This window comes from Roseivivax lentus (assembly GCF_900156805.1).
In the GTDB taxonomy this organism is placed as follows: Bacteria; Pseudomonadota; Alphaproteobacteria; order Rhodobacterales; family Rhodobacteraceae; genus Roseivivax; species Roseivivax lentus.
In genome coordinates, this window is the sequence record NZ_FTOQ01000007.1 from 84,315 (window position 1) to 108,107 (window position 23,793).

The 23,793-nt window shown below is 66.8% G+C and carries 22 protein-coding genes; 11 read left to right on the plus strand and 11 right to left on the minus strand.

The features are described from left to right. Positions 1-184 precede the first annotated feature (184 nt). The 6 genes from BW990_RS12720 (at position 185) to BW990_RS12745 (ending at position 5,065) form a co-directional block, all read left to right on the plus strand. Positions 185-1,069 (plus strand): helix-turn-helix domain-containing protein, encoded by an 885-nt coding sequence (locus BW990_RS12720; RefSeq protein ID WP_076448419.1) that lies wholly within the window; start codon positions 185-187, stop codon positions 1,067-1,069. Positions 1,070-1,277: 208 nt separating this feature from the next. After that, positions 1,278-1,592, plus strand: a complete 315-nt coding sequence (locus tag BW990_RS12725) for a hypothetical protein (RefSeq protein WP_076448420.1) — start codon at positions 1,278-1,280, stop codon at positions 1,590-1,592. Positions 1,593-1,965: 373 nt separating this feature from the next. Then, a complete protein-coding gene (locus BW990_RS12730) occupies positions 1,966-2,970 on the plus strand; it encodes an ABC transporter substrate-binding protein (RefSeq protein WP_076448421.1) in 1,005 nt (334 codons plus the stop codon). 54 nt (positions 2,971-3,024) lie between these two features. Next, positions 3,025-3,813: an ABC transporter ATP-binding protein gene (locus BW990_RS12735; protein WP_076448422.1), complete on the plus strand. Its 789-nt coding sequence runs from the start codon at positions 3,025-3,027 to the stop codon at positions 3,811-3,813. After that, positions 3,813-4,577: an ABC transporter permease gene (locus BW990_RS12740; RefSeq protein WP_076448423.1), complete on the plus strand. Its 765-nt coding sequence runs from the start codon at positions 3,813-3,815 to the stop codon at positions 4,575-4,577. The genes BW990_RS12735 and BW990_RS12740 overlap by 1 nt, the downstream gene beginning before the upstream one ends. 86 nt (positions 4,578-4,663) lie before the next feature. Further along, positions 4,664-5,065 (plus strand): hypothetical protein, encoded by a 402-nt coding sequence (locus BW990_RS12745; RefSeq protein ID WP_076448424.1) that lies wholly within the window; start codon positions 4,664-4,666, stop codon positions 5,063-5,065. A gap of 83 nt (positions 5,066-5,148) precedes the next feature. On the opposite strand, the gene BW990_RS12750 is transcribed toward BW990_RS12745, so the two are convergent. Further along, positions 5,149-6,438 (minus strand): PQQ-dependent sugar dehydrogenase, encoded by a 1,290-nt coding sequence (locus BW990_RS12750; RefSeq protein WP_083950589.1) that lies wholly within the window; start codon positions 6,436-6,438, stop codon positions 5,149-5,151. Between the two features lie 282 nt (positions 6,439-6,720). Next, positions 6,721-7,050 carry a c-type cytochrome gene (locus BW990_RS12755; RefSeq protein ID WP_076448426.1) on the minus strand — a complete coding sequence of 110 codons (330 nt, stop codon included), beginning with the start codon at positions 7,048-7,050 and terminating at the stop codon, positions 6,721-6,723. Positions 7,051-7,266: 216 nt separating this feature from the next. Between BW990_RS12755 and BW990_RS12760 the strand changes: the two genes are divergently transcribed. Then, positions 7,267-7,941, plus strand: coding sequence for a DUF1045 domain-containing protein (locus tag BW990_RS12760; protein ID WP_076448427.1), 675 nt, complete (start codon positions 7,267-7,269; stop codon positions 7,939-7,941). A gap of 198 nt (positions 7,942-8,139) precedes the next feature. Here the strand turns inward: BW990_RS12760 and BW990_RS12765 are convergent, their stop codons facing one another. From BW990_RS12765 to BW990_RS12785, 5 genes are all read right to left on the minus strand, one after another. Next, positions 8,140-8,463, minus strand: coding sequence for a DUF3775 domain-containing protein (locus tag BW990_RS12765; RefSeq protein WP_076448428.1), 324 nt, complete (start codon positions 8,461-8,463; stop codon positions 8,140-8,142). A 208-nt stretch (positions 8,464-8,671) separates the two neighbouring features. Then, positions 8,672-10,267: a gamma-glutamyltransferase family protein gene (locus BW990_RS12770; RefSeq protein WP_076448429.1), complete on the minus strand. Its 1,596-nt coding sequence runs from the start codon at positions 10,265-10,267 to the stop codon at positions 8,672-8,674. Continuing rightward, complete coding sequence (locus tag BW990_RS12775; protein ID WP_076448430.1) at positions 10,264-11,778, minus strand: tripartite tricarboxylate transporter permease; 1,515 nt, start codon at positions 11,776-11,778, stop codon at positions 10,264-10,266. Before BW990_RS12775 ends, BW990_RS12770 begins: the two co-directional genes overlap by 4 nt. Before the next feature lie 3 nt (positions 11,779-11,781). Beyond that, the gene (locus tag BW990_RS12780) at positions 11,782-12,288 is read right to left on the minus strand and encodes a tripartite tricarboxylate transporter TctB family protein (RefSeq protein ID WP_234990245.1); all 507 of its coding nucleotides are present in this window, start codon (positions 12,286-12,288) and stop codon (positions 11,782-11,784) included. Beyond that, entirely contained in the window at positions 12,285-13,235 is a 951-nt protein-coding gene (locus BW990_RS12785; RefSeq protein WP_076448431.1) for a Bug family tripartite tricarboxylate transporter substrate binding protein, read from the minus strand. Before BW990_RS12785 ends, BW990_RS12780 begins: the two co-directional genes overlap by 4 nt. Positions 13,236-13,365: 130 nt before the next feature. On the opposite strand from BW990_RS12785, the gene BW990_RS12790 reads away from it, so the two are divergent. From BW990_RS12790 to BW990_RS12805, 4 genes are all read left to right on the plus strand, one after another. Next, entirely contained in the window at positions 13,366-14,247 is an 882-nt protein-coding gene (locus BW990_RS12790) for a LysR family transcriptional regulator (protein WP_076448432.1), read from the plus strand. 313 nt (positions 14,248-14,560) lie between these two features. After that, positions 14,561-15,787, plus strand: coding sequence for an ATP-grasp domain-containing protein (locus BW990_RS12795; protein WP_076448433.1), 1,227 nt, complete (start codon positions 14,561-14,563; stop codon positions 15,785-15,787). A gap of 27 nt (positions 15,788-15,814) precedes the next feature. Continuing rightward, positions 15,815-17,791, plus strand: a complete 1,977-nt coding sequence (locus BW990_RS12800; protein WP_143526177.1) for a hypothetical protein — start codon at positions 15,815-15,817, stop codon at positions 17,789-17,791. 176 nt (positions 17,792-17,967) lie between these two features. After that, positions 17,968-19,749, plus strand: coding sequence for an SLC13 family permease (locus BW990_RS12805; protein ID WP_076448434.1), 1,782 nt, complete (start codon positions 17,968-17,970; stop codon positions 19,747-19,749). Between the two features lie 144 nt (positions 19,750-19,893). On the opposite strand, the gene BW990_RS12810 is transcribed toward BW990_RS12805, so the two are convergent. The 4 genes from BW990_RS12810 to BW990_RS12825 form a co-directional block, all read right to left on the minus strand. Further along, positions 19,894-20,079 carry a hypothetical protein gene (locus BW990_RS12810; protein ID WP_234990246.1) on the minus strand — a complete coding sequence of 62 codons (186 nt, stop codon included), beginning with the start codon at positions 20,077-20,079 and terminating at the stop codon, positions 19,894-19,896. Positions 20,080-20,379: 300 nt separating this feature from the next. Beyond that, the gene (locus tag BW990_RS12815; RefSeq protein WP_076448435.1) at positions 20,380-21,735 is read right to left on the minus strand and encodes an arylsulfotransferase family protein; all 1,356 of its coding nucleotides are present in this window, start codon (positions 21,733-21,735) and stop codon (positions 20,380-20,382) included. Positions 21,736-21,739: 4 nt separating this feature from the next. Beyond that, positions 21,740-23,260 carry a sulfotransferase gene (locus BW990_RS12820; RefSeq protein WP_076448436.1) on the minus strand — a complete coding sequence of 507 codons (1,521 nt, stop codon included), beginning with the start codon at positions 23,258-23,260 and terminating at the stop codon, positions 21,740-21,742. After that, positions 23,257-23,466, minus strand: coding sequence for a hypothetical protein (locus tag BW990_RS12825; RefSeq protein WP_234990247.1), 210 nt, complete (start codon positions 23,464-23,466; stop codon positions 23,257-23,259). Before BW990_RS12825 ends, BW990_RS12820 begins: the two co-directional genes overlap by 4 nt. Positions 23,467-23,793: the final 327 nt, after the last annotated feature.

The window sequence follows — 23,793 nt, forward strand, 5'->3', positions numbered from 1 at the left end:
GACACGCGCCGCGCATCGCCTGTCGGTGCGGGTGGCCGCCCGCAAAGATCGGCGCCCGGACCGATCGCGCTTCAGTATACAGCCAGCGCGCTGCGCCACCATGGACGCATCCACCAAAATATTGCACTTTACGATCCGAGTATCGCCTTTTTGCCCCGAATGGCGCCGCGAATCCGGAGTTTTCATGCCAAGCCGCATTCCCACATTCGAGCTTTACGGCGAGTTGCTTTCGGGCGAAATCACCGAGCCCTTGCACCACGAAACCATCCGGGAACGCAGCGATCCACTGGGCTGGACCATCCGGATGCACCGCCATGCGCGGCTTGCGCAGATCTTCCTCTTCCGCACCCCCGGGGTCGAGATCGCCGCGGACGAGATCGCCTTCCGGACCACCGGACCCACGCTGCTGATGATGCCGCCGGGGGCCGCCCACGGTTTCCGCTTTCCCGTAGGCACTGAGGGCGATGTGGTCAGCCTCGCCATGGCAGCGCTCGATCCCGACACCCGCGCGCGGTTCGACCGGCTGACCCAGGGCGGCGCGGTGATCCTGCTGCCGGACACGGCACGCCATTTCGACCGGATCACCGAGCTTCTGGGCCAGGTCCGCGCGGTCTTCGGGGCGATCACCGCCGAACGTGGCCCGCTTCTGGCCGCGCTTGCCCGGCTCATCGTGCTTTATGCGGGCGCCGAGCCTGCGCCCGTGACAGGGCGCGCCGCATCGGCGCCGCGCACCGAGCAGACCCGCCACGAGGCCCAGGCGCAGGCCTTCTGCGCCGCGGTCGAGGAGGGCTTCGCCGAGGATCGGGGCGTGGACGAGTATGCCCGCGCGCTGGGCATCTCGGCGCCGCATCTGACGCGGCTCTGCCGCCGCATCCTGGGCGCGCCGCCCAAGGCCATCATCCGCCAGCGCCGCATGGTCGAGGCGCGCCGTCTGCTGCAATTCACCCGCCACGCCATCGCCGATATCGCGCTGCGGTCGGGCTTTCACGATACCGGCTATTTCAGCCGCGCCTTCAAGGCCGAGACCGGCATGACGCCGTCCGAGTTCCGCCAGCGCCATGGGGCATGAACGCGCCGCCTGCGGATTCTGCCCGGTTTCGCGCCATTCCGCCGCTGCTTTCCGCGCCATCTGCCGCCCTTCGCGGCGTTCCTTGCGCAAAGCGCCGTCTTCTCACGCTGCAGTGCAGAAAATTTTAGATATTTCCGTCGGGTCAGGCTACGCTATCTCCCGAAGGAGCGCTGCACTTGCACGCGGTCCACGCGCGAAGGAGGGTCCGATGGATACCTATTGCGAGAACACCATGGAATTCGCCGATTTCATGTTCGAGCGCCAGAAAGTGGTCTGCTACGGGCTCAAGAACAACATGGGCGGAACGACGACGATCCTGAACTTTCCATCCCGCGCGCTGGCCGATGAATTCGTCAGCGCCTTCCTGCGGGGTCGCGCCTTCGACATCGTGCGCAACGATGCCCAGGTGATCTGCCTTGCGGATTACGACCGGGTGATGCGCCGCTCCGATGACGACCCGCGGGTGCGGTTTCTGAATTACAACCGCGATTTCATGATGGGCACGCTCGCTCACGTGGTGTGAGCCTGCGCGCTCGGTCCTTGGCGCGCCGCGCCTTGCATGTCGGCCCGGCCGCTGGGCAAGCCTGCCATCTTGCGGACGCCCCTGATTTTGGTACGCCAGATACCTGAGCGCGTGCCCGGGAAGCTCGCCGCGACCGGGTAGGGCATTTGCACTTCGTCATCAGGCCGCGTGCCGGTCGCGACTTCTGCGCGTGCCGGGCAAGCGGCACCGTGGCGCCGGTCCTTCGCGGGCGACTGCAAGAAATCCGACCGGATGCACAAAAAACGTTCACTCCCCGTGCAGGGATCGGATATCCCCTGTGGAAGCGGTGCATGGGGCTGGTTTTCGCCTGCGCGCCGCAGGACAAAAAACGCTCCAACAGGGGAAAACCGATATGCTGAAACACCTCGTTCTTGCCGGGAGCGTCGCCGTCACGGGCGCTGCCGCCTCGGCGCAAACCGAAATGCCCTTTGCGCTCGACTGGAAATTCGAGGGCCCCGCCGCGCCCTACACACATGCGGTCGATGCGGGCCTCTTCGAGGCGCAGGGCCTCACCGTCACGATCACCGAAGGGGCGGGCTCGCTCGACGCCATCCCGAAGGTCGCCACCGGCGCCTTCCCGGTGGGCTTTGCGGACATCAATTCGGTCATGCGCTTTCTCGACCAGAACCCGGGCGCGCCGGTGATGCCGGTGATGATGGTCTACGACAAGCCGCCCTTCGCGGTGGTGGGCCGGATCAGCCAGGGCGTGTCCGAGCCCTCCGATCTCGAGGGCCGGACCCTCGGCGCGCCGCCGCCCGATGGCGCCTGGGCGCAATTCCCGATCTTTGCTGCCGAGAACGATCTCGACATGGACGCGATCACCGTGGAGCCCGTGGGCTTCCCGACGCGCGAGCCGATGCTGGCGCAGGGCGAGGTGGATGCCGTGACCGGCTTCTCCTTCTCCTCGACGCTGAACCTGATCCGGCTGGGCGTGCCCGAAGACGACATCTCTGTCATCCTGATGGCCGATTACGGCGTCGATCTCTACGGCAACGCGATCATCGTCAACACCGACTTCGCCGAGGCCAATCCCGAGGCGGTGACCGGCTTCCTGACGGCCATCGCGCAGGGCTGGCAGGCCGCCATCGACGATCCCGACGCCGCCATCGACGCGCTGCTGAAGCGCAACCCGGCCGCCGATGCGGATCTCGAAAAGCGCCGTCTGCAACTGGCCATCGATGCCAACGTGATGACCGAATACGTGGGCGAGAACGGCATGGGCAACATCGATCCCGAGCGCTTCGCCGCGGCCATCGAGCAGACCAAGACCGTCTACGAGTTCCAGAACGAACCCGACGCGGCCAAGTTTTTCGATGACAGCTACCTGCCCGAGGGCGACGTGCTGATGCTGAAGTGACGGGCCGGGCGCCGGGCCTTTCATGGTCCGGCGCCTGCCGATACGGCGGGACAGATGGATAACCTCATAGAAATCAGGGGCGTGCGGCACGCCTACAAGACCAAGTCCGGGCCGCTTCCGGTGCTGGACGGCCTCGACATCACCGTGCCCGAGGGCGAGTTCTGCGCCGTGGTGGGCCCGTCGGGCTGCGGCAAGTCCACGCTGACGCGGCTTGTCGCGGGGCTGATGAAGCCCGATGCGGGCGAGGTCTGGCTGCACGGGCAGAAGGTCACCAGCCCGCGCAAGACCGTGGGCATGGCGTTCCAGAATCCCGTCCTGCTGGAATGGCGCACGATCCTCGACAACGTGATCCTGCCGCTCGAGATCGTGGCGCCGTCGATGCCGCGCCGCGACCGGGTGGCCCGCGCCGAGGCGCTGCTGGAGATGGTGGGCCTTGCGGGCTTCGAGGCCAAACGCCCGTCCGAATTGTCCGGCGGGATGCGCCAGCGCGCTTCGCTGTGCCGGGCCATCGTGCACAAGCCGGACGTGCTGATCATGGACGAGCCCTTCGGCGCGCTCGACAATTTCACCCGCGAGGACCTGTGGCAGACGATGCACGATCTGCGCGCCAAGGAACCCTTCACCGCCGTGCTGATCACCCATGATCTGCGCGAGTCGGTCTTTCTCGGCGATCAGGTGGTGGTGCTGTCGGGGCGCCCGGCGCGGACGCAATTCATCCTCAACGTCGACCTGACGCAGGACCGCGATATCGACGTGCTCTATACCCAGAAGGCCGCCGATATGCTGCATACGCTGCGCGACCAGATCAAGATCGCCCAGGGCCGCGATCCGGAGGCCGCCTGATGGACAGCCTGCGCAAGATCGCCGTCCCCGTGGGCGCCATCGTGGTCTTCCTGCTGTTCTGGGAAGCCCTGGTGCAGATCAACAACTGGCCGAACTACGTCATGGCCTCGCCCTCGGACCTGCCCGCCGCCTATGCGCAATTCTGGGAGCTGTTCCTCGTGGGGTCGTGGCAGACGCTGTGGCGCACCGTCGCGGGGCTGGCGCTGGCCGTGCTCTTCGGCCTGCTGCTCGGCATGATCATGGGCTTTTCGCGCATCGCGCGGGACGCGCTTTACCCGCTTCTGGTGGGCTTCAACGCCATCCCGAAGGCGACGCTGGTGCCGGTGCTGGCGCTCTTGTTCATCGGGCAGCACGATTTCAACACGGTGATGATGGCCTTCCTGATCTCGTTCTTTCCGATCGCCGTGTCGGTGGGGATCGGCCTGTCGACGCTGGAGCCGGAATACCGCGATATCCTGCGCTCGCTCGGCGCGTCGCGTTTCACCATCTTCCGCAAGATCGCGCTTCCGAAGACGCTGCCCGAGTTCTTCGGCGCGCTGAAAGTGTCGGTGACGCTGGCCTTCATCGGCACGAACCTCGTCGAGATCGTCTCGCCGCATGGGCGCGGGCTGGGCGCCTTGTTCCTGTCGGGGCAGACCAATTCCAACTACCCGCTGATGTTCGCCGTGCTGATCGCGCTCGCGATCCTCGGCATCGCGCTTTACTACGGGGTGGTGGCGCTGGAGCGGATCTTCGCGGGCTGGGCGGAGCGGCAGGCGACCTGAGCCGGGACGCTGCGAGAATGGCGCTTCGGTATCGGCGGGCCGCGCGCTTTCCTTGGCCGCGATCCGACCTCGAGAGGCGCGCCGCCATGCCCGACCGCAAGCCCCGGATCCTTCTTGCCGCGACTGTCGCGGCCTTGGCGTCGGTCGCGGCCGGCGCCACCGCCGCGGGCGAGAGCGCCGCGCACGCCAAGGCGGGCGATTTCGACGCCAAGGGCCGCATCGCCTGTGTCCAGCGCGACGGATTGCCCATCGGGACCTGCACGGCGCGCGTGGCGCGCGGACCGGCAGGCGAGGCCACCCTGGAGGCCACTTTCGAAAACGGTTTTGCGCGCATGCTGTTCTTCGAGGAGGGCGCCTTTCTGCGGGCCAATACCACCATGTCGGGCGTCGGCACCGATACCGACTGGCGCCTCGAAGAGGGCATGCTGTTTCTCAGGGTCGACGATCAGCGCTTCGAGGTTCCGGAGGCGCTGGTTTTCGGCGACTGAACCCTGCATCCCGGCGCCCGGACACGAAAACGCCGCCCGGAGGCGGCGCATCGCAGTTTTTCAGGCGAGCTCTCAGGCCAGCATCACATGCCGGGTGTGAGCTTGTGGATCATGCCTTCGTCCACGGCGGTGTAGAGGCTGCCATCCGGGCCCAGCACGACCGAGCGGAAGCGCGCCGGTTCCATGGGCAGCGTCATCTCGGTCACGTCCTCGACCTGCAGGTCGTCGGTCAGCTCGATCACGTCGATGCGCTGGCCGATGGGCGTGCCGCCGAAGCCGATGCCCATGATGCCGACGACCATCGCGCCGTCCCAGCTGCCCCATTGCTCGCCCTCGAGGAAGGCCGCCGAGGAGGTGCCTTGCGACCAGCCATTGTTGGTCCAGATGGGCGGCATGGCGTCGGGATAGGTCTCGAAGTCGGTCATCGGCATGAAGGCCGCCCGCTCGTAGCGGTTCATGCCCTCGCCCTGGTTGGGCATGTAGCCGCAATAGCCGTCCGGGCAGTCGCCGCGTCCGGCCATGTTGTCGCGCGGATCCCAGCCGGCATTGCCACCATTCTGCAGAACGGTGATCTCGTCCGAGTGCCACGGGCCGTGCTCGGCGGTGATCGGCGTGTCGGTTGCCGGGTGGAAGGCGATGCCCTGCACGTTGCGGTGCCCGTAGGTATAGGTCCGCGGATCGAAACCCTCGGGCGGGGTGTTGTCGGGATGGGCGTTGCCATCCGTGTCGATGCGCAGGACCTTGGAACCCATGAGCGTCGGGCTTTGGGGGATTTCCTCGTTGTGGTTGTCGCCAGTGGTCAGCCACAGCGCACCGCTGGAGTCGAAGCGGACGCGCCCGCCGTTATGAGCGCCCGGGCCGCCGAAGGGGTGATCCGAGGCTTCCATCTTGTAGGGCACGTCATCGACGATGTCGGTGCGGTTCGACACCGAGGTGAAATCCTCCGACACCTCGAAACGCATCAGCCGGTTGGTGTGCGGATCGGACATGTTGGAGGTCGAATAGACGTAGATCCGCCGGTTGTTGGCGAAGTCCGGATCGAAGGCGACGCCCATCATGCCCGCCTGTCCCTCGCAGAACAGATCCGCGCCGTTCGACGCATAGCCCTCGGTCTCGCCCATGCCGTAAAGCGCGTTCACGGTGCCGTCGGGCATGCGCACGGACAGGCCCTTGCACTTCTCGGTGAACAGCATCGTGCCATCGTCCAGGAAGGCCATGTCCCAGGGGCTCTCGAGATTGTCGAGCACCACTTCGTGCTGCAGGGCCGTCGTGTTCATGCCCGTCTGTGCCAATGCCGGTGCCGTGCTGAGCGCCGTGCCCATGAGCAGCGGCAGCAGCCAAGCGGATGTGCGAGCCTTTGATTTGTTAACCATTTTATCCTCCCTGATACGATGGTGGCCCGGGAGACGTGCGGCGCACCGAATATGGTGACGCTGCGTCAGCCCGGAGTTCAACCCTAGGCCGCCGTTCTTTTGTGCAGCAAGAAATTTTTCATAGGCCTGAAGTCGGATAAGCGAGAGCCCGCTCTTGCAAAATCCGAACGTTTTCGGGTGTTCCGGGCGTGTCCGAACACCCCACGGCACACGGCACACGGCCCACGGTCTCGGCCAAGCGGCCGGGCAGGCGTCGGTCGTGACCGGCGCCCGGCCAGTGGCTCAGTCGAAGGCGGTGGTCACGTAAAGGGCGAGGCCCGCGATCTCTTCGTCGGACAGGCGCATCGCATGCGGGATCATCAGCGCGGAATTGGGGCCGATCTTTTCGCCGTCGCGGTAGCGGATCAGCAGACCGGCGATGTAATCGGCATCCTTGTCGTTGAGCTTGGGATAGCTCGCCATGCCCTGCGCCTTGGGACCGTGGCAATTCTTGCAGACGCTCTGATACACGTCCTCGCCGATGGCCGCGTCCTGGGCGAATGCGCGCTCCGCCGTCGCGGCGGACAGCGAAACGGCAAGGGCGGTCAGCGTGAAAAGGCGGGTGAGGGGCATGGCATCTGTCCTTTCGCGAAAGCGCGCACACTGTTCATGGGGAGCGTCGTCCCGGGCCGCCATTGCTACGCATTCGCGGGCGGCATTCAAGGGGCGTCGTCACCGGGTACGACGCGCCGGGTGCGGGGACTTGGCAAGCGCCCGGGGCTTTGACAAGCAGAGCGGGGGCGTCGCGGGCGCCACAGAGCGCGCCAGCCCGGTCGAGAAAGGCACAGGATGACGGATCATTCCCGCCACGCGGTCTATTACATCCCGCCCGAGGGCCCGCTGGCGGAGTTCGGGGCGCGCTGGCTCGGATGGGACCCGGTGGCGGCGCGCGCGGTTCCGTCCTTCGACGTGGACCGGCTGGACGAGATGGTCGCCACGCCCCGGAAATACGGCTTTCACGCGACGCTGAAACCGCCGTTCCGGCTGGCGCCCGGCCGCACCGCGGCGGAGCTTGGCGCCGCAGTGGCCGCACTGGCGGCCCGAACGCCACCGGCGCGCGCGTCTGGGCTGCGGCTGGCGCGGCTCGGACGGTTCCTCGCGCTGGTGGTCGAGGGCGCGGAGGACGAGATCGCGCGCGTCGCGGCGGCCTGCGTGCGGGATCTCGATGCGTTCCGCGCGGCGCCGGGCCCGGAAGAGCTGGCGCGCCGGGACGGCCCGCATCTCGACGCCCGGCGGCGCGCGCTTCTGCACGAATGGGGCTATCCCCATGTGCTCGACGCCTTCCGCTCTCACATGACGCTGACCGGGAAGTTGCCCAAGGCCGATCTGCCTGCGGCGGAGGCGGCGCTGCGCGCCTACCTCCCGCCCTTGCCTGCGCCCTTCGTGATGGGGGAGATCGCGCTTCTGGGCGAACGGCCGGACGGGCGGTTCGAACTGATCTCGCGCCACGCGCTGACCGGGTGACGCGGCGCGCGTCGATTTCGTTGGGCGATGTGATGCCGGGGGGCGGGACCTGAGAGGGTGCACAGTATTGGGCAAAGCCTGTCGCTGAATTACCGGTGGGATAGGGGCGGACAGGAAGGCCGATGGGACGCCATCACCCGAACGCAACGTCGGGGCTGGCGGCGGCAACGGATCACGCCGGGGCCGCCCCGCGCAGTCTCACTTGTCGCGGAAATGATCTTCCGCATCGGTGACGTCGATGCCGAGCGCCTCGAGCCCTGCCTCGAGGTAATCGGCAAGCTCCGGCATGCCCGAGAGGTAATCCTCGGTCGGCGCGGTCGCCTCGGCGCGCGCGGTGGCCAGCGCCTCGTCCCATTCCTCCGCGTCGAAACTGTCGCGCCCGACCCAGAGGATCGCGACGAGGTTGTTGGCCTCGTCCTCGTTCAGACCCGAGATGTAGTCGCGCAGCGCGCGGCTTTCCGGCCCGTATTCCCGGGCGAGAAAGACGATTCGGACCACCTTGTTGACGCTGATATCTGGCATGGAGGCGGCCTTTCCTGCGAACCTGCGCCCGTATCCGCGAAGTGAAGCGCGCCGGGGCCGGATTTGCAAGGCCGCATGCCGAGGCGGAGGAGGGGGGCGTCCGGTTTCATGGGGGGGCCGGGCGGGCACGACGCAATTGGCCGTGTGTCGGGCAGGCAGCCGCCCGACGCGTCACGGGTTGCGATGCCGACCCCCCAGACGGCCGAATTCAGAACCCCGCCGCCTGTCCGTCCTTGCGCGGATCGGAGCCCGCCATGTAGCCGCCGCCTGGCAGTTTGCGGATCAGCTGCGCGCCGCCGAAACCGAAGGCGCTGTCAGGCGTCTCGACCTTGATCTCGTGGCCCATCCCGGCAAGTTGCGCCTGAGCTTCCACGGGCAGCGCTTCTTCGACGGCCACTTCGGCGCCCGCCACGAAGCGCCAGCGCGGCGCGTCGATGGCGGTCTGCACGTCCTGCCCCCAAAGCTGGGTGCGCAGCATCATCTGCACATGCCCCTGCGCCTGCATCGGCCCGCCCATCACGCCGAAGCTCATCTCGGGGGCGCCGTTCCTGGTCACGAAGCCCGGAATGATCGTGTGGAAGGGGCGTTTGCGCGGTCCGACATCGTTCTGATGACCTTTCTCGAGGGTGAAGCCCGCGCCGCGGTTCTGCAGGCTGATCCCCGTGCCCGGCACCACCACGCCCGAACCGAAGCCCGAATAGTTCGACTGGATGAAGGACACCATCATGCCGCTGGCATCCGCCGTGGTCAGGTAGACCGTGCCGCCATGTTTCGGAGCACCAGGGCCGGGATGCTGCGCGCGTGCGGGGTCGATCAGCGCCGCGCGGGCCTTGAGGTAGTCGGGCGCGATCAGGTCCTCGACCGTCGGGGCCGTCATCGCGCCGCGATCGGCCACGTAAGCGTAGAGGTCGGCGAAGGCCACCTTGATCGCCTCGATCTGCAGGTGAAGCGCCTGCGGATCGTCCGGGCCATGGTCGCGGATCCCGGTATGCTCCAGCATCCCCAGCGCCATGAGCGCGGCGATGCCCTGCCCGTTGGGCGGGATCTCGTGCAGGGTCCCGTCATCGAAACCGGTCTCGATCGTCCCGCACCATTCGGGCCGATGCGCGGCCATGTCCTCGACCGTCAGCGCCGCGCCATGCTCGGCGGCGAAGGCCGCGATCTTCTCGGCCAGTTCGCCCTCGTAGAAAACGCGGCCCCCGGTCGCGGCGATCTTGCGCAGGCTGTCGGCCTGGGCGGGGTTGGCGAAGCGCTCGCCCGCCCGCGGTGCGCGTCCGCCGGGCATGAAGGCCTCGGCGAAGCCCGGCTGCTCGCCCAGCATCTCGGCTCCCTTGGCCCAGAGCGTGCCGATCACCGGCGAGACGCTGAAGCCGGCCTCGGCATAGCCGATGGCGGGCGCCAGCACCGTCTCGAGATCGAGTTTGCCGAACTTGTCGATCAGCTCCACCCAGGCGGCGATGGCCCCCGGCACCGTCACGCTCTCCCAGCCCCTAAACGGGATCTCGGACATGCCCGCGAAGCGCTCGGGCGTCCAGGCGGCGGGCGAGGAGCCCGACGAGTTGAGCCCGTGCAGCTTCTCGCCATCCCACAGGATGCAGAACCCGTCCGAGCCCAGCCCGCAGCCCGTGGGCTCCACCACGGTCAGCACTGCCGCCGTGGCGATGGCCGCGTCAACCGCGTTGCCGCCTTTCGCCAACATCGCGACCCCGGCCTGCGTCGCCAGCGGATGCGAGGTGGCCACCACGTTCTCGGCGAGAACCGGAGAGCGGCGCGAGGCGTAAAGGGCATCGTGACGGAAATTCATGGTGCAGTTCCTTCTGCATTTTCTTGTGTCTTCTTGGATTTGAAATGCGCCCGCACCGCCCAGGCGACCGAGGCCACAGCCGCGATCAGGAAGATCAGGCTTACCGGGCGCGTCAGGAACAGCGACCAGTCGTCATCGGTCATCAGCGCCCGGCGCAGGTTGGTCTCGGCGATGGGGCCGAGGATCACGCCGAGAACGAGCGGCGCGAGCGGGTAGTCGAGCGCGCGCAGCGCGTAGCCGAAGAGCCCGATGAAGCCCAAGAGGTAGAGATCGTTCACCCGGTTGTTGAGCGCGAAGGACCCCACCACGCAGCAGACGAGCACCACGGGCACCACGACCCATTTCGGCACTTCCGCCACCCGCAGGAAGGCGCGCATCGACAGCACGCAGACCACGAGCATCATGAAGCTCGCCACCACCATCGCGATGAACATGCCGTAGACCAGATCGGCATTGTCCATGATGAGCCGCGGGCCGACCGAGATGCCGTGCACCATCAGAGAGGCCATCAGGATCGCATCGACCGCCGAGCCCGGAATGCCGAGCGCGATCAGCGGGATGAGCCCGCCGCCCGCGGTCGCCGAATTGCCCGCTTCCGAGGCCACGACCCCGTCGGTGATGCCGGTGCCGAATTTCTCGGGCGTTTTCGAGGCCCGCTTGGCCTGGTCATAGGCCACGAGGTTGGCGATGGAGCCGCCGGCCCCCGGCAGCGCCCCGATCAGCACGCCCACGATGGACGAGCGCACGAGGTTCACCGGGCGCATCAGCACCTCTTTCATCACCGCCCAGGTCTTGAAGTCGATCTCGCCGGTCACGAGCTTCTGGCCGGACTTGATCTTGCCCGCATCCTCGACCTCGGAGGCCAGCTGCGAGATCGCGAAGATGCCGATCAGCACGACGAGGAACGGAAGACCGGCGGCCAGCATCTCGATGCCGAAATCGAAGCGCGGGCGGCCGAGGATCGGGTCCGTGCCCACGGTCGAGATCGCGAGCCCGATGAGCGCCGCGATGAGGCCGCGCTGCAGCGAATGGCCCACAAGGCTCGCCACGATGGTCAGCGCGAAGACGATGAGCGAGAAATATTCCCAAGGGCCCAGCTTTACCGCGAAGATCGCCAGCGGCGGGGCTGCCACGATCAGCACCGCGGTCGAAATGACCGTGCCGAAGAACGACGCCCAGACGCCGATCGAGAGGGCCCGCCCCGGCTCGCCATTGCGCGACATCGGGAAGGCGTCGAAGGTCGTGGCGACCGAGGAGGGCGTGCCGGGAATGCCCAGAAGGGCCGCCGAGATCAGACCGCCCGTATACCCGCCTACATAGACCGACAGCATCACCGCGATGCCCTGCAACGGGTCCATGGTGAAGGTCAGCGGCAGCGTCAGCACGATGGCCATGGTGACCGTGAAGCCCGGGATCGCCGCGGCGATGATGCCCGCGATGGAACCCAGAAGCATGTAGATCAGCGTCTCGACGGACAGGACCTGTCCGGCGCCGAGAAGAAAGGCGTCCATGATTTACCCTCTGGGCAGGAAGACGTTGAACACTTCGGCGAAGAGCCAGTTCAGGCCGAAGGAGAACAGGATCGACAGCACGATCAGCACGGCCATCGCCCCCTTCGTCTTCGGCGCGAGCGCGAATTGCAGCACGGCGAGGAAGACGAGCGTCGCGATGGGATAGCCGATGACGGGCATCGCCGCGAGGTAGAGGCCGAGGCAGACGAAGACCACGAAGACCAGCCGCCGCTCGGAGACCCAGATCGAGAAGGCCGTCGCGAAGGCGGCATAGGACCCGGCGGGCAGGCCGCGGAGGGTCTGGACGATGGTGATGACCAGCAGCAGCATCAGGCAGCCATGCACGATCATCGGGAAGGCCCCGGCGCCGAGCGTCTCGAACCGCGAGGCGGGAATGTTCGTCGCCTCCCAGAACAGCCCCGCCGAGACCGCCAGAAGCGCGATGTAGGAGAGAAGCCGGGCAACCTCGCCCGGCTCCTTTCCACTCAGATCGGGCGCGGGCGCGCTCACGGGGCGAGGACCTCTGCGAGACGGTTCACCGTCTCGTCAAGCCGCGTGAGGTAGGCACCGTAGCCCTCCTGGCCGCGGAACTGCACCTCGGCCCCGGCATTGTTCACCTGCTCGATAAAGGTGGCGTCCTGCGACAGCTCCGAAAGGGCCGCCTCGAGCCCCGCGCGCGCCTCCTCCGGGGCACCCTTCGGCATCACGATGCCGCGGGTCACCGCAAGCTCCATATCCGCGCCAAGCTCCATGAAGGTCGGCACGTCGGGGGTCTGCGGCATGCGCTCGGGCGCGCCGGTCGCGAGGAAGATCAGGTCGCCGTTCTCGACGAACTGGCCGGCCGAGGACACGTCGCCGATGGCCACGTCGAGATTGCCGCCCACCAGCGCGCGGATGCGCTCGCCGGTGCCTTCGTACCCCACGTAGTTGAGCTCGAGATCGAAGGCTTCCTCGATCATCGCCGCATGCAGGTGCGGCACGCCGCCCAGGGTCACGCCGATGGACACTTCGCCGGGGTTTTCCTGGGCGTAGGTCACGAATTCCTCGAAGGTTTTGTAGGGCTGGTCGGCATTCGCCACGAGGAATTGCGGCGAGGCGGTCATCAGCGCGATGGGATCGAAATCCTGCCAGGTCAGATCGGTCAGCCCGGTGGCCGTGGCCGTCAGCAGACCCTCGTGCACCTGGCTGATCGTGTAGCCGTCCGCGTCGCGCTTCGACGCTTCGGTCAGGCCCACGGTGCCGCCCACGCCGGGCATGTTGATGACCGGCATCTCCGCGCCGAGATAGGGGGTCACGTTGTTGGCCACGATGCGCATCAGCGTGTCGCTGCCGCCGCCCGGCGACCAGGGCACGATGAATTCGACGGGGCGTTCGGGGTAGGATTGCGCCTGCGCGGTGCCGGCCACCGAGGCGATGGCAATGGCGGCGCCGGCGGCGATGCGGGACAAGTGTGTCATGTCGGACGGTCTCCCTGATATGTCGGTATGTGAGTCGTGGCTCGGTTGTGCCGCCTCGCTAGAAGATTAGCCATGCTATCGGTAGCGAATTGTTTTTGCGTTTTGATGAAGCGTTGCTTAACAAAGCCACATGGACCTGCGCCAATTGGAAACCCTCGTCGCCGTCGCCGAGACCCGGAGCTTTGCCGGCGCGGCGCGGATCGTGAACCTGACGGCTTCTGCCGTTAGTCAACAAATTCAAGCACTTGAGGCAGAGGTCGGGGTGTCGCTCTTCGACAGGCGCACGCGTCCGCCCCGGCTGAACGCGCAAGGCGAAGAGATGGTCCGGGCGGCGCGCCAGATGGTGCAGACCATGACCGAAACCCGGCGCACCATCACCGGGGGCCGCACGTCGGGTGTGCTCAATTTCGGGGCGATCCGCACCGTCTCGCTCTGGCTCGCGCCCCTGGCCTTCGCGGCGATGCGGGCGCAGTTTCCGGCCTTGTCCTTCGATCTGCGGGTCGGCGTGTCCGAGGCGCTGATGGCCGATGTCTCGGCGGGCCGCCTCGATGCGGCGGTGGTGGCCGAGCATGTGGGCGTGCCCGCGGGGCTGATCTGGACCCCGGTGGTGACCGAACCGCTGCTGCTGGTGGCGCCCCCCGGGGCGGAGGGGCAGGATGCGCGCGCGCTTCTCGCCGAATATCCCTTCATCCGCTACGAGACCGACGTGCCGCTCTCGCGCCAGATCGAAACCGAGCTGTCCCGGATCGGGGTGCGTCGCCGCGAGATCGCGGTGTCGAACACCATGCCCTCTATCGTCGGCTGCGTGCAGGCGGGCCTCGGCGTCGCGGTGGTGCCGAAACTCGCCACGCTGAACCTGCCCACGGGCAGCCTGCAGATCCTTCCCTTCGGCCAGGAGCCGATCACCCGCCGGATCGGGCTTGTCCAACGCGAAGTGTCCGCGCGTTCCAAGGTGCTGGGCGCCATGCGCGACACGCTCGCGGCCACGGCCGGGGAATACGGGCTCGTCTGAGAGTTGTTGGGGTCGGGCCGGGGTCTTCGGACCCGGCAATTCCGTTCGCGGGCGGCGCGCGGATCGGGCCCAACCTGCGAAGGCACGCACGTTCCGGCGCAACCGGACTTGCCGCAAGCCATTGAATAAAATTCGAAAACACCTTCGGGTTGTCATGCAGACCACCGCTTGATAGGCATGGGGCAGATAAAAAGCCCAACCGTCGAGAACGGGCTGTTCTTCCCTGCACATGACACGCTGCGGAAGTGACCGGTCGGTTACGGAGAGCGCGCATTTTGCGCGCCGCGACGCATTGGCACATGAAGGAGGCACTATGAACGACTTCAATCCGGAAAAGGGCTACGTCGCCCTCTTGGGCTGGTCCCTCAACGCCATCGACGCGGTCGACCGCTTCGACCGACGCTATGTCGTCGTGGCGCCGCCCTGGGCCGAGGATTACTGCAAACAGAACGACATCCCCTTCATTCCGTGGGATTTCGACCGCCTCAACGAACGCTCGCACGAGCTGGCGCACCGGCTGGCCGATGAAGGCGTCGACGTGGCGATCCCGCTCTACGAGGAGACGGTGGAATGGGCCGGCGCGATCAATGCCGTGCTGCTGAAGAACCCGCGCCTTCTGGGGCAGTCGATGCTGTTCCGCGACAAGTCGCTGATGAAGCGGCGCGCGCAGCTCGGTGGCATCCGCGTGGGCGTCTTCGAGGAAGCGCATGACCGCGGCGACGTGATCCGCTTTCTCAAGCGGGTGAACCAGACGCTGCTGAAGCTCGATGGCGATCCGAACGATCCCATCCATTTCAAGGCCTTCGACAAGTCGGGCACGGCCGGTCACCGAGTTATCCGGACGCCCGAGGACGTCGACAACATCCCCGATGACGAGTTCCCGGCGCTTCTGGAAAGCCATCTCGACGGCTGGGAATTCGCGGTCGAGGCATGGATCAAGGATGGCAAGATCCAGTTCCTCAATATCTCGGAATACGTCACGCTGGGCTATTCGGTCTTCGTGCCGGCCACGCCCGAGCTCGAGGCGCATCGCGCCCGGGTGACCGAGGAGATCGAGAAGCTGATCGAGGCCTTCGACATCGATTTCGGCTTCATCCACCCTGAATACTTCCTGACCAGCGACAACAAGCTCTATTTCGGCGAGGTCGCCTACCGCCCACCGGGCTTCAAGGCGCTGGAGCTGATCGAGCGCGCCTACGGCTTCAACGGCTATCAGGGCCTCGTGCTGATGTTCGATCCGAACACCACGCAGGATGAAATCGACGCCTTCTTCCCCGAGGAAGTCACCGGCGCGAAGGGTCACGCGGGCTGTTTCGGCGTCTATCCGCGCCGTCGCGTCGTCAGCCGTCTCGAAGTGCCCGAAGAGACCGCGAACCATCCCTATTTCGAGTTCCACGAGCTGGCCGAGCCCATGGAAAGCAAGGTCACGAAGCGCACCGCCTTCGGCACCCATTGGGGGCTTGCCTATTTCTTCGGCGAGGACCCGCATCAGCTGCGGGATCTCTTGAAGGCGCAGGAAGAGCTTGATTTCTATGTCTGAGGGAACAAACGAGGCGCCCAAGCGGTGATGAACCTGATGGACAAGGGTGTTGGCGATGTCGCGCGTCTGACTGCGACGCTCGATGTCGCGCTCGACCGGCTCGACCGGTCGCGCCCGTTTTCCAAGATGTCGAACCAGCGTCCCGTTCTCGACGTGCTGTCACGCATGATGGCCGCCGAGGGCGGGCTCGACGCGATCCTCGCGCGTGCGCCCGATCTCGACCGGGCGGGGCTGTTCGCCGGGTCCGACTGGGATGCGCCCAATGCGCTTCTGCCGCAACTCTCGGGCCAGACGCTCGAGGGCGAGGACCGGCTCTTGGCCGCGCTCGAAGTGGCGAGCGTCATGCGCTTTCTCGCTGTCGCCATGGGCGAAGCGCAGCATCCCGCGCTGCAGCAGGATCACGCGCGCCATTTTCTAACCCAGCTTCTGGCGCTCAACCTGCGGCGGTTCTTCGATTTCTCCGACGAGGCGAGCCGCGCCGCGGGTCCGCGCGCCGAGATCACCGCGCGCGTGCTGCGCATGATCGCCGACCGGATCGGCCTGCAGGACGTGCTGGGCCAGATGGTGCACGAGATCTGGCGCATCCTCGAACAGCGTCCGGTGCAGATGGGCCCGGTGAAGGACATGATCACCCAGATCGCCATCGTCCTTGCGCGCGAACACAGCCCCTCGGGGCCGGAGCGGCTGGGCGCCGAGCGGCTCGTCAGCGCGCTTTTCGGTCCGACCGGCGAAAGCCGCGACGATCCCGGCATCGACGCCTATGTGGCCCGGCTCGATCACCTCGACGAGGTGGCGCTGTCGCGGGAGGCGATGGGCTTTGCGCGCTCGATGCACGATACCGGGCTCGTCTCGGATTACCATGCGGGCTTTCTGGTCTGGGCGCTGGATTACCCCGACCGTCCCTTCGTGCCCGAGGCGCTGGGACTCGGGTCGACCGGTTCCAATTGCTGGCAGCAATTCCAGGGTCTGATTGCCGATCTGATCCGCATGAGCGTCACGCCCGCGACCGCGCAGGCGGTCTACGGCCTCGCGCAGCTTCTCGAACGCGGGGTGCTGCATGCCCCGCCCATCGCACCTGCGCTGCGCCGGGCGATGACCATCGACTTCGCGCCCGCGGTGTCGGACCGGCTGGCGCTGGGCTTCGGACCCAAGATCGACCCGCACAGCCTGATGATCGCCGGTATCCTCGACGTGCTCGGCAAGCCGCTGGGCGTGGGGCAGGGGGCCAACCCGACCTGCCAATCGGCGCGCGCGCTATCGATGTGGGCGCTGAACGATCCCGATTTCCTGCTGCACCTCGTGGTTCAGGCCGCCGAGGCCGAGACGGTCGTCATGCATTTCGAGGGCCACCGGATCAGCTCTGCCGATCTGCCCATGGGCCTTGCGGGCGCGGGGCCCATCGACGCCGATCCGGTCTCGGTGCTGCTGGTCCCGCATCTCGACCGCATCTATGCCGAGATGGGCCGTCTTTGCGCAGGGCGCGGCGGCGATCCGCATCGCTGGATCAATCCCGAATTTCACGGCTGGTGGGTGGCGCGGGACTGCGCGGTGGCGGTGGATGTCGCCACGGGCAAGCTCGACGATTACGAGCGCTTCGTCGCGCGCTTCCATGAAAGCTATCACCCGGAATACAACGGCGACCGCCCGCTCATTCACCCCCAGCCCGCGGGGATCGCCTTCACCGACCCCACCGGCGCCTTCATCGGCTGGCACGCCATCACGATCCTGCGCGTGGCACCGGGCCGGACCGGGGAAATGCGGGTCTATTTCTACAACCCGAACAACGACAGCGGGCAGGATTGGGGCCACGGGCTGACCGTGACCACGAGCGGCAACGGCGAGCGGCACGGCGAAGGGTCGCTGCCTTTCGAGGAATTCGCCTCGCGGCTCTATCTTTTTCACGACCAGCCGCACCGGACGGAGCGCCTCAAGGCGGTGCCGCCGGAGGTGATCGCCCGCATCCGCGACATGGCGGTCGAAAGCTGGGCCAAGACGCGGGTCTGATCGGGGCGGGGCATCTACGCCCAGACATTTTTTCCCTCGGTCAGGCTGGTTCTTCTGTATTGGAGCGACCCGAGCCCGCGACCGCGCGTAGATTTCCGCGCCCCGGGCCTTGATCCCGGCGCGCGGGCAGGCACGTTGAGGCGCGAAGAGACGCAGCGCGGCGGGATGCGGACGGCATGACACAGATCCAGACCATACTCGCGCAATACGACGCCTGGATCGCCCTCACGATGGTCGTGACCCTTTTCGCGATCCTGATTACCGAGATTTATCCGCCGGAGGTCCCCGCCGCCGGCTTCGCCGCGCTTTTCGTGGTGCTGGGCTTTGTCCAGCCGGACGAGCTGATGTCGGTCTTCTCGAACCCCGCGCCGCTGACCATCGCGGCGATGTTCGTGCTGTCGGGCGCGCTGGTGCGCACGGGCGTGCTGGAGGCGATTTCCAACCTCGCGATCTCGCGGGCGCAGACCCAACCGCGCCTCGCGCTCGGCGTGATCCTCGGCATCGCGCTCCTGGCCTCTGGCTTCATCAATAACACCGCGGTCGTGCTGGTGCTCATCCCCGTGATGATCCGGCTCGCCGCAGCCTTGGGCAAGTCGGCCACGCAGCTGCTGATGCCCTTGTCCTACATCGCGATCCTTGGCGGGACCTGCACGCTGATCGGCACCTCGACCAACCTGCTGGTGGACGGCGTCGCGCGGGATACGGGGCTCGCGCCCTTCCGCATATTCGAGATCACGCCGGTCGGCCTTTTCGTGGCGTTCTGCGGGGCGGCGACGCTTGCCCTCTTGGGACGGCGCCTTCTGCCCAACCGCGAGGCCACCGATCCCGACCAGATGCTGGGCGAGACCAACTTTCTCTCCGAGGCCCAGATACTCGAGGGCGGCTATGACGGTCTGCCGCTCGGCGAACTCGGCCCCTTCGATCGTTCCAGCGTCGAGGTGATCGCGCTGCGGCAGGGAGGCAAGCTTCACCGGTCGCCGTCACCGGAGATGACCGTGTCGAAGGGCGATACGGTGATCTTCCGCGCGCCGACTTCGGAGTTGCTGACCATGCGGGAGGATGCGGGCCTTGCCATCGGCCTCAACAATCGCCGTCAGGCCGATACGGATGATCTGCTCACGGTCGAGGTCATCGTCTCGCCGCGCAAGTCGAGCATCGGCAACGCGCTGGGGCGCATGTCGCTCGGTCGGCGCTACGGCGTGCGCGTGCTGGGCGCGCATCGCCACCGGCGCACCATCGGGCCGGAACTGAAGGATGTAAAGCTGCGCCCGGCGGACAAATTGCTGATCGAGGGGCCGTCCGAAGCCTACCAGATGCTGGCGGACGAGGCCGAGCTCGTCTCGGTCAGCCGACCGACGGGCCGGGCCTTCCGCCGCCGGCGCGCGCCCCTGGCGCTTGCCGCACTCGCCCTCGTGGTGGTGCTGTCGGCCTTCGGTCTCTTCGATATCGCGACGCTGTCGATCATCGCGGTCTGCGCCATCCTCGTCTTGCGCTGCATCGATGCCGATGAAGCCTGGGGGGCGGTGGACGGCTCCATTCTCGTGCTCATCTTCGCCATGCTGGTGATCGGGATCGGGTTGCAGAATGCCGGGGCGGTGGCGCTTCTGACCGGCTGGCTCTCGGGATTGATCAGCGATTTCCCGCCCTTCTTCGCGCTGTTGTCGGTCTATCTTCTGGCTTCCATTCTGACGGAAACGGTGACCAACAACGCCGTCGCCATCGTCTTCACGCCCATCGCCATCGGTCTTGCAGGCAGCACCGGGCTCGATCCGCGGGCGCTGACCATGGCGGTGATGTTCGGCGGCTCGGCGAGTTTCGCGACTCCGATCGGGTATCAGACGAACACGATGATCTACGGCGCCGCGAATTTCCGCTTCACGGATTTCCTGAAGATCGGCCTTGTGATGAATCTGACCACGGGTGTGGCGGCCTGCGCCGGGATCATCTGGATGTATTAGGACCGGGTTCGAGGGGGCGAGCATAGGCTCGGCAAAGCGCTCGGCACGCGCCGCCCCTGCGCCGGATGCAGACAGAGCGCGGCACGCCGGATCACGGGGCGGACACATCCGGTCCGCCCGTCCCGTCGGCGTCGCGGGGGTGGATCAGGCCTGGTGAGCCCCGCGCATTTCGCTGATCGACCGCTGGATCGCGCGCCAGATATCGGCCTCGGCCTTCGCGCCCGTCTCTTCGAGCTGGCGGGCTTTCTGGGCGGCTTCGGCCTGCGCCTTGGCCCCGCGGGCATGGTAGAGCGCGCGGGCATGTTCGTGGATCTTCATCATGTCGATCATGTATTTCCTCCTCCCGGGTGGGTCTGGAATCGGGACGACACAGCCTTGCATGGGCGTTGTGACGTCCTCATGACTTGCGTCAATCGCGAGGTCCCGGCGCGGCGGCGCCGGGATTCGCGCGGGGACACCCTAGCATATTTTGCGGCCCGGCGCGCGGTGTCCCGCCGGGGCGCCGCGTCCGGGCGAGGGCGCTGGCTGATCCGCAGGGCGCCGGATTGGGACTGACGCAGCGCATCCGAGACGCCAGGCCTTCGGCCCATTCGGTGGCACACGACCCGGACCTTGCCCGGCCATCCGGCATCACCGACTGCTGCAGTCGAGAGCCGGAAGTGCGCGTTGTCCGAGCTCTTCCGGCACGTATCGGCTCCAGCCCATGCGATGGGCCGCGCGCGCGGCGTCGTTGTTCACGAAGGCCGCGACGAAAGCGCCTTCGGGCGAGAACAGCAGCAGGCGGCCAGCGTTCTCTTCCTCGAGCAGCAGATGCCCGCTCGGCAGGATGTCGAAGAGCCCCTCGGTCGGCGTGCGCACCGCATAGGTCTCGAGCGTCTCGCGGAAGGGGCTCGTGGTCTGGCCGGTCTCGAAATCGTGGAACAGCACCTCCGAGATCCCCTCCACCCGCGCGCCGCGCCCGGTATTCGCGGTGTTGTTGTTGAAGACCGCGATGGTGTGGTCGTCGATCACGTCGACATCGTGCTGATCCATCCACGGACCTTCCTGCATCCAGACAATTTCATCCGTCCCGGGCCGGTAGAGCACGATCATCGAATAGCGCCGTAGGCTCAGAAACAGATCGCCCTTCCGCCAGAAGGGACCATCCGCGAGAACCGGCTCGATATCGTTGAGGTGCAGGGGATCATTGGCGTGCAGGCCGGCGGCGAAGATGCGGTGCCGCAGGCCGTTCTCGATGAAGATCTCCGGCAGGGAGCGTGCGAAGGTGACCGTGCCGTCATGGGACATGCGGGTCAGCGTGTCGTCGATGAACCACTCTTCCACGCCGGGCAGATCGGAGGGCGCCGCGGCGGTGGGGATCCAGAACCCGCCGGCGCCGTCCGGTTCGGTCGAATGGTGGTAATAGACGTCATCCTTCAGCCAGACCCGGTCCCCGCAGGCCGACACCCGCAGCAGCGGCGAATAATGGTCCTTCACGATCAGGTCGCCGTTTTCCAGCAGCAGCGGATGGATGGCGCGCCAGGCCGAACGGCGCCAGCCGGTATAGTCCATCCACGCCCAGTCCCGGCGGGCATCGGCCAGCAGCGTTTCGGCATCCGGCCACCAGCGATGGACGAGGGAGAAATCGCTGAGGTCGTACATCTCGATCACGTGCCGGCCGGCATCGCCGTCATGGCGACTGACCAGCACGTATCCCGGGATATCCGCGCCGACTTCCCCATCCTCGATCCACCAGCCGCCGGGCCCGTCGAAGCGCCCGGGCTCAAGTGCCAGGGTCCGCGTGTCTTCGTTGCGCATCTCCTCGAATGTCCAGGGCGCCCGGGCAAGGTGGACCGAGGCCGTGCCCAACGCCCCGAACCGCGCCTTGCCCTTCGTCGTGTCGTAGACCACGGCGGCAAGCCCGATGACGAGAAGGGCCGCGAGGACCAGGAGGAGCGCGACCGCCCAGAGCTCCACCTTGCGAAACAAAAGCCTTTCGATCCACATGCGCTCAGCCCCCGGAGGTCTGAGAGGTGGCGCCCTGCGGTGCGTTGGCGCGCGATTCCGGACCCAGAGCCCAGGCGGCGATCTCGTCGTAAAGTGTAGTGGCCTCGGACATGAGGGCCGGATCGAAGGGATCGGTCGGCGCCTGATCGGGCGTGGGGCGGAAATAGCGATCGAAGCGCATCTCTCCGGGTTCCGCGCCGATCGCGGCGCAAAGCCGGGTCATCGTCTCCTGCGGGGCCGCGCGAAGATCGTCCTGAAGCACGAAGAGGCACCGGTCGCGATAGGCGCCGAGATGCCGGAACGCCGATATCCAGTAGCACATCCAGTAATCGGGCTCTGCCAGGTCGAACGCCGCCAGCCGGGCCGGGTCGTACAGGATCGGCCTGTGCACCGCGCCGAACTCGAAATGACCGATATCGCGCATGTAGCGCCGGGTGAAATCATCCGCTTCGTGGCGCGCGGTGAAGTTCCGGTGCTGCCGGATCAGCGAGGCGACATGGCATTCCGGCCGCCTGAACGGTACGACGATGCGCGCATCCGGAAAGGTCTCGGCCAGAAAACCGATCCGGGCGATATTGGCATTGTTCTTCGACAGATAGCGCCCGGGCGCCGTCGCAGGCAGCCGCCCCTGATCGCGCCGGGCCAGCAGGACTTTCGCCATCTGACGGCTGAGAAACATTTCGCTTTCGGGCTCGTGCTGCGCGGATTGCCAGAGCCTGATCCCGTCGCCGGTATACATCTGCGGCCAGAGCAATTTCCAGATCACCTCCTCGAAGGCTTCGGGCGTGTCGAGATCGATGCTGAGGCCATCGCCATGCGCGCGGGGATGGCGCGCCACGGCCCGCCGCCTACCGCCCGAGAGCCGGTTCCACAGTATCGGCGCCGTCACGAAGGGCATGTCGCGATAGGTATGCGACGCCGTCCCCGGCAGGTCGTAAAGCGCATTCAGCAGCGCGGTCGTGCCCCCCCGGGCGAGCGATGTGATGAAGACCGGGCCCTGATCCGGCGCGGCCGGGCTGCGCGCAAAGGTCCTGTCCTCGATCCAGGAGGCGGCTTTGAGAACGGCGGGCGCGGCAAAGGCCAGTTCGTGAAAGAACCGGTCGGTGGCCGAATAATCGTTCAGCCGCTCGGGCGCCGCGTTGGGGCGCGCGCGCATCCAGAGCAGCGCCGCCGCCATCAGAACGAGCGAGGTGACGAGGATGACATCGACCCGAAGCAGGAACGCGAGCACATCGGCGCGCGCCCCGAGGCGCAATGCCTCGGCGGCGTAGATCACCAGCGCGGCGGCGCCGAAAGCCAGCGCGAAACGCCAGCTCAGGCCAAGGACGGCCATCAGAAGGGCAAGGCCCGCGCGGCGGGTGGCGACCTCCTTCGCGTCGTCCTGCAGCTCGGGGTCCAGCATGGCGGAGACGCCGCCAGATGCGGTCTGCACCGCGTGCCGCGCCAATGCGGCGATGCCGCTCATGCCGAGGGCAAGGCTGAAGGCAAGGATGGCGCCGACTGCGATGACCGGCACCGCGGTCATTCGGACCGGCCGTCCTGTCCCGCCACATCGGCGGTCGTGGTCCTGCGTCGCTTCAGGGCGCGTTTGAGGGGAAACCAGACAAGCCCGGCGATGAGCAGGGCAAACCCCACGACCAGCGACAGCGCCACGGCAATCGCGCCGAGCCCGACGCCCGGCCCGATATAGGCGAGGGCCGATTGCGGTATCGCGATTGCGGCCAGGGCCAACAGCCATGGACCAAACCGCGCGCGCCGCCCGTGACGATCCGACATGACGATACCCTTTCCCAAACGGCGCCATCATCGGTGATCTGCCGATCCGCGCGGTGCCTTGCGACGGGGCGTGCCGGGATCGCCGATCCACCCTCGCGCCGGACCCATTACAAGCGACCTCACCATGGCGCACCTTGATTAGGATCAAGGGAATAGGGCAAGATACGCGCCAGGATCCGCTGGTATGCGGCGCTGCGTATTGGCGTCTTGCCGCATGCACGGCAGAAGGGTGGGACAATGCACAGCGTCACGATTTTTTCGCCACGGGGACCGCGCGCCACC

Bases quoted from the DNA above. Each gene is read 5' to 3' on its own strand.
- BW990_RS12720 (WP_076448419.1), top strand. From the start codon at position 185: ATGCCAAGCCGCATTCCCACATTCGAGCTTTACGGCGAGTTGCTTTCG.
- BW990_RS12725 (WP_076448420.1), top strand. From the start codon at position 1,278: ATGGATACCTATTGCGAGAACACCATGGAATTCGCCGATTTCATGTTC.
- BW990_RS12730 (WP_076448421.1), top strand. From the start codon at position 1,966: ATGCTGAAACACCTCGTTCTTGCCGGGAGCGTCGCCGTCACGGGCGCT.
- BW990_RS12735 (WP_076448422.1), top strand. From the start codon at position 3,025: ATGGATAACCTCATAGAAATCAGGGGCGTGCGGCACGCCTACAAGACC.
- BW990_RS12740 (WP_076448423.1), top strand. From the start codon at position 3,813: ATGGACAGCCTGCGCAAGATCGCCGTCCCCGTGGGCGCCATCGTGGTC.
- BW990_RS12745 (WP_076448424.1), top strand. From the start codon at position 4,664: ATGCCCGACCGCAAGCCCCGGATCCTTCTTGCCGCGACTGTCGCGGCC.
- BW990_RS12750 (WP_083950589.1), bottom strand. From the start codon at position 6,438: ATGGTTAACAAATCAAAGGCTCGCACATCCGCTTGGCTGCTGCCGCTG.
- BW990_RS12755 (WP_076448426.1), bottom strand. From the start codon at position 7,050: ATGCCCCTCACCCGCCTTTTCACGCTGACCGCCCTTGCCGTTTCGCTG.
- BW990_RS12760 (WP_076448427.1), top strand. From the start codon at position 7,267: ATGACGGATCATTCCCGCCACGCGGTCTATTACATCCCGCCCGAGGGC.
- BW990_RS12765 (WP_076448428.1), bottom strand. From the start codon at position 8,463: ATGCCAGATATCAGCGTCAACAAGGTGGTCCGAATCGTCTTTCTCGCC.
- BW990_RS12770 (WP_076448429.1), bottom strand. From the start codon at position 10,267: ATGAATTTCCGTCACGATGCCCTTTACGCCTCGCGCCGCTCTCCGGTT.
- BW990_RS12775 (WP_076448430.1), bottom strand. From the start codon at position 11,778: ATGGACGCCTTTCTTCTCGGCGCCGGACAGGTCCTGTCCGTCGAGACG.
- BW990_RS12785 (WP_076448431.1), bottom strand. From the start codon at position 13,235: ATGACACACTTGTCCCGCATCGCCGCCGGCGCCGCCATTGCCATCGCC.
- BW990_RS12790 (WP_076448432.1), top strand. From the start codon at position 13,366: ATGGACCTGCGCCAATTGGAAACCCTCGTCGCCGTCGCCGAGACCCGG.
- BW990_RS12795 (WP_076448433.1), top strand. From the start codon at position 14,561: ATGAACGACTTCAATCCGGAAAAGGGCTACGTCGCCCTCTTGGGCTGG.
- BW990_RS12800 (WP_143526177.1), top strand. From the start codon at position 15,815: ATGAACCTGATGGACAAGGGTGTTGGCGATGTCGCGCGTCTGACTGCG.
- BW990_RS12805 (WP_076448434.1), top strand. From the start codon at position 17,968: ATGACACAGATCCAGACCATACTCGCGCAATACGACGCCTGGATCGCC.
- BW990_RS12810 (WP_234990246.1), bottom strand. From the start codon at position 20,079: ATGATCGACATGATGAAGATCCACGAACATGCCCGCGCGCTCTACCAT.
- BW990_RS12815 (WP_076448435.1), bottom strand. From the start codon at position 21,735: ATGTGGATCGAAAGGCTTTTGTTTCGCAAGGTGGAGCTCTGGGCGGTC.
- BW990_RS12820 (WP_076448436.1), bottom strand. From the start codon at position 23,260: ATGACCGCGGTGCCGGTCATCGCAGTCGGCGCCATCCTTGCCTTCAGC.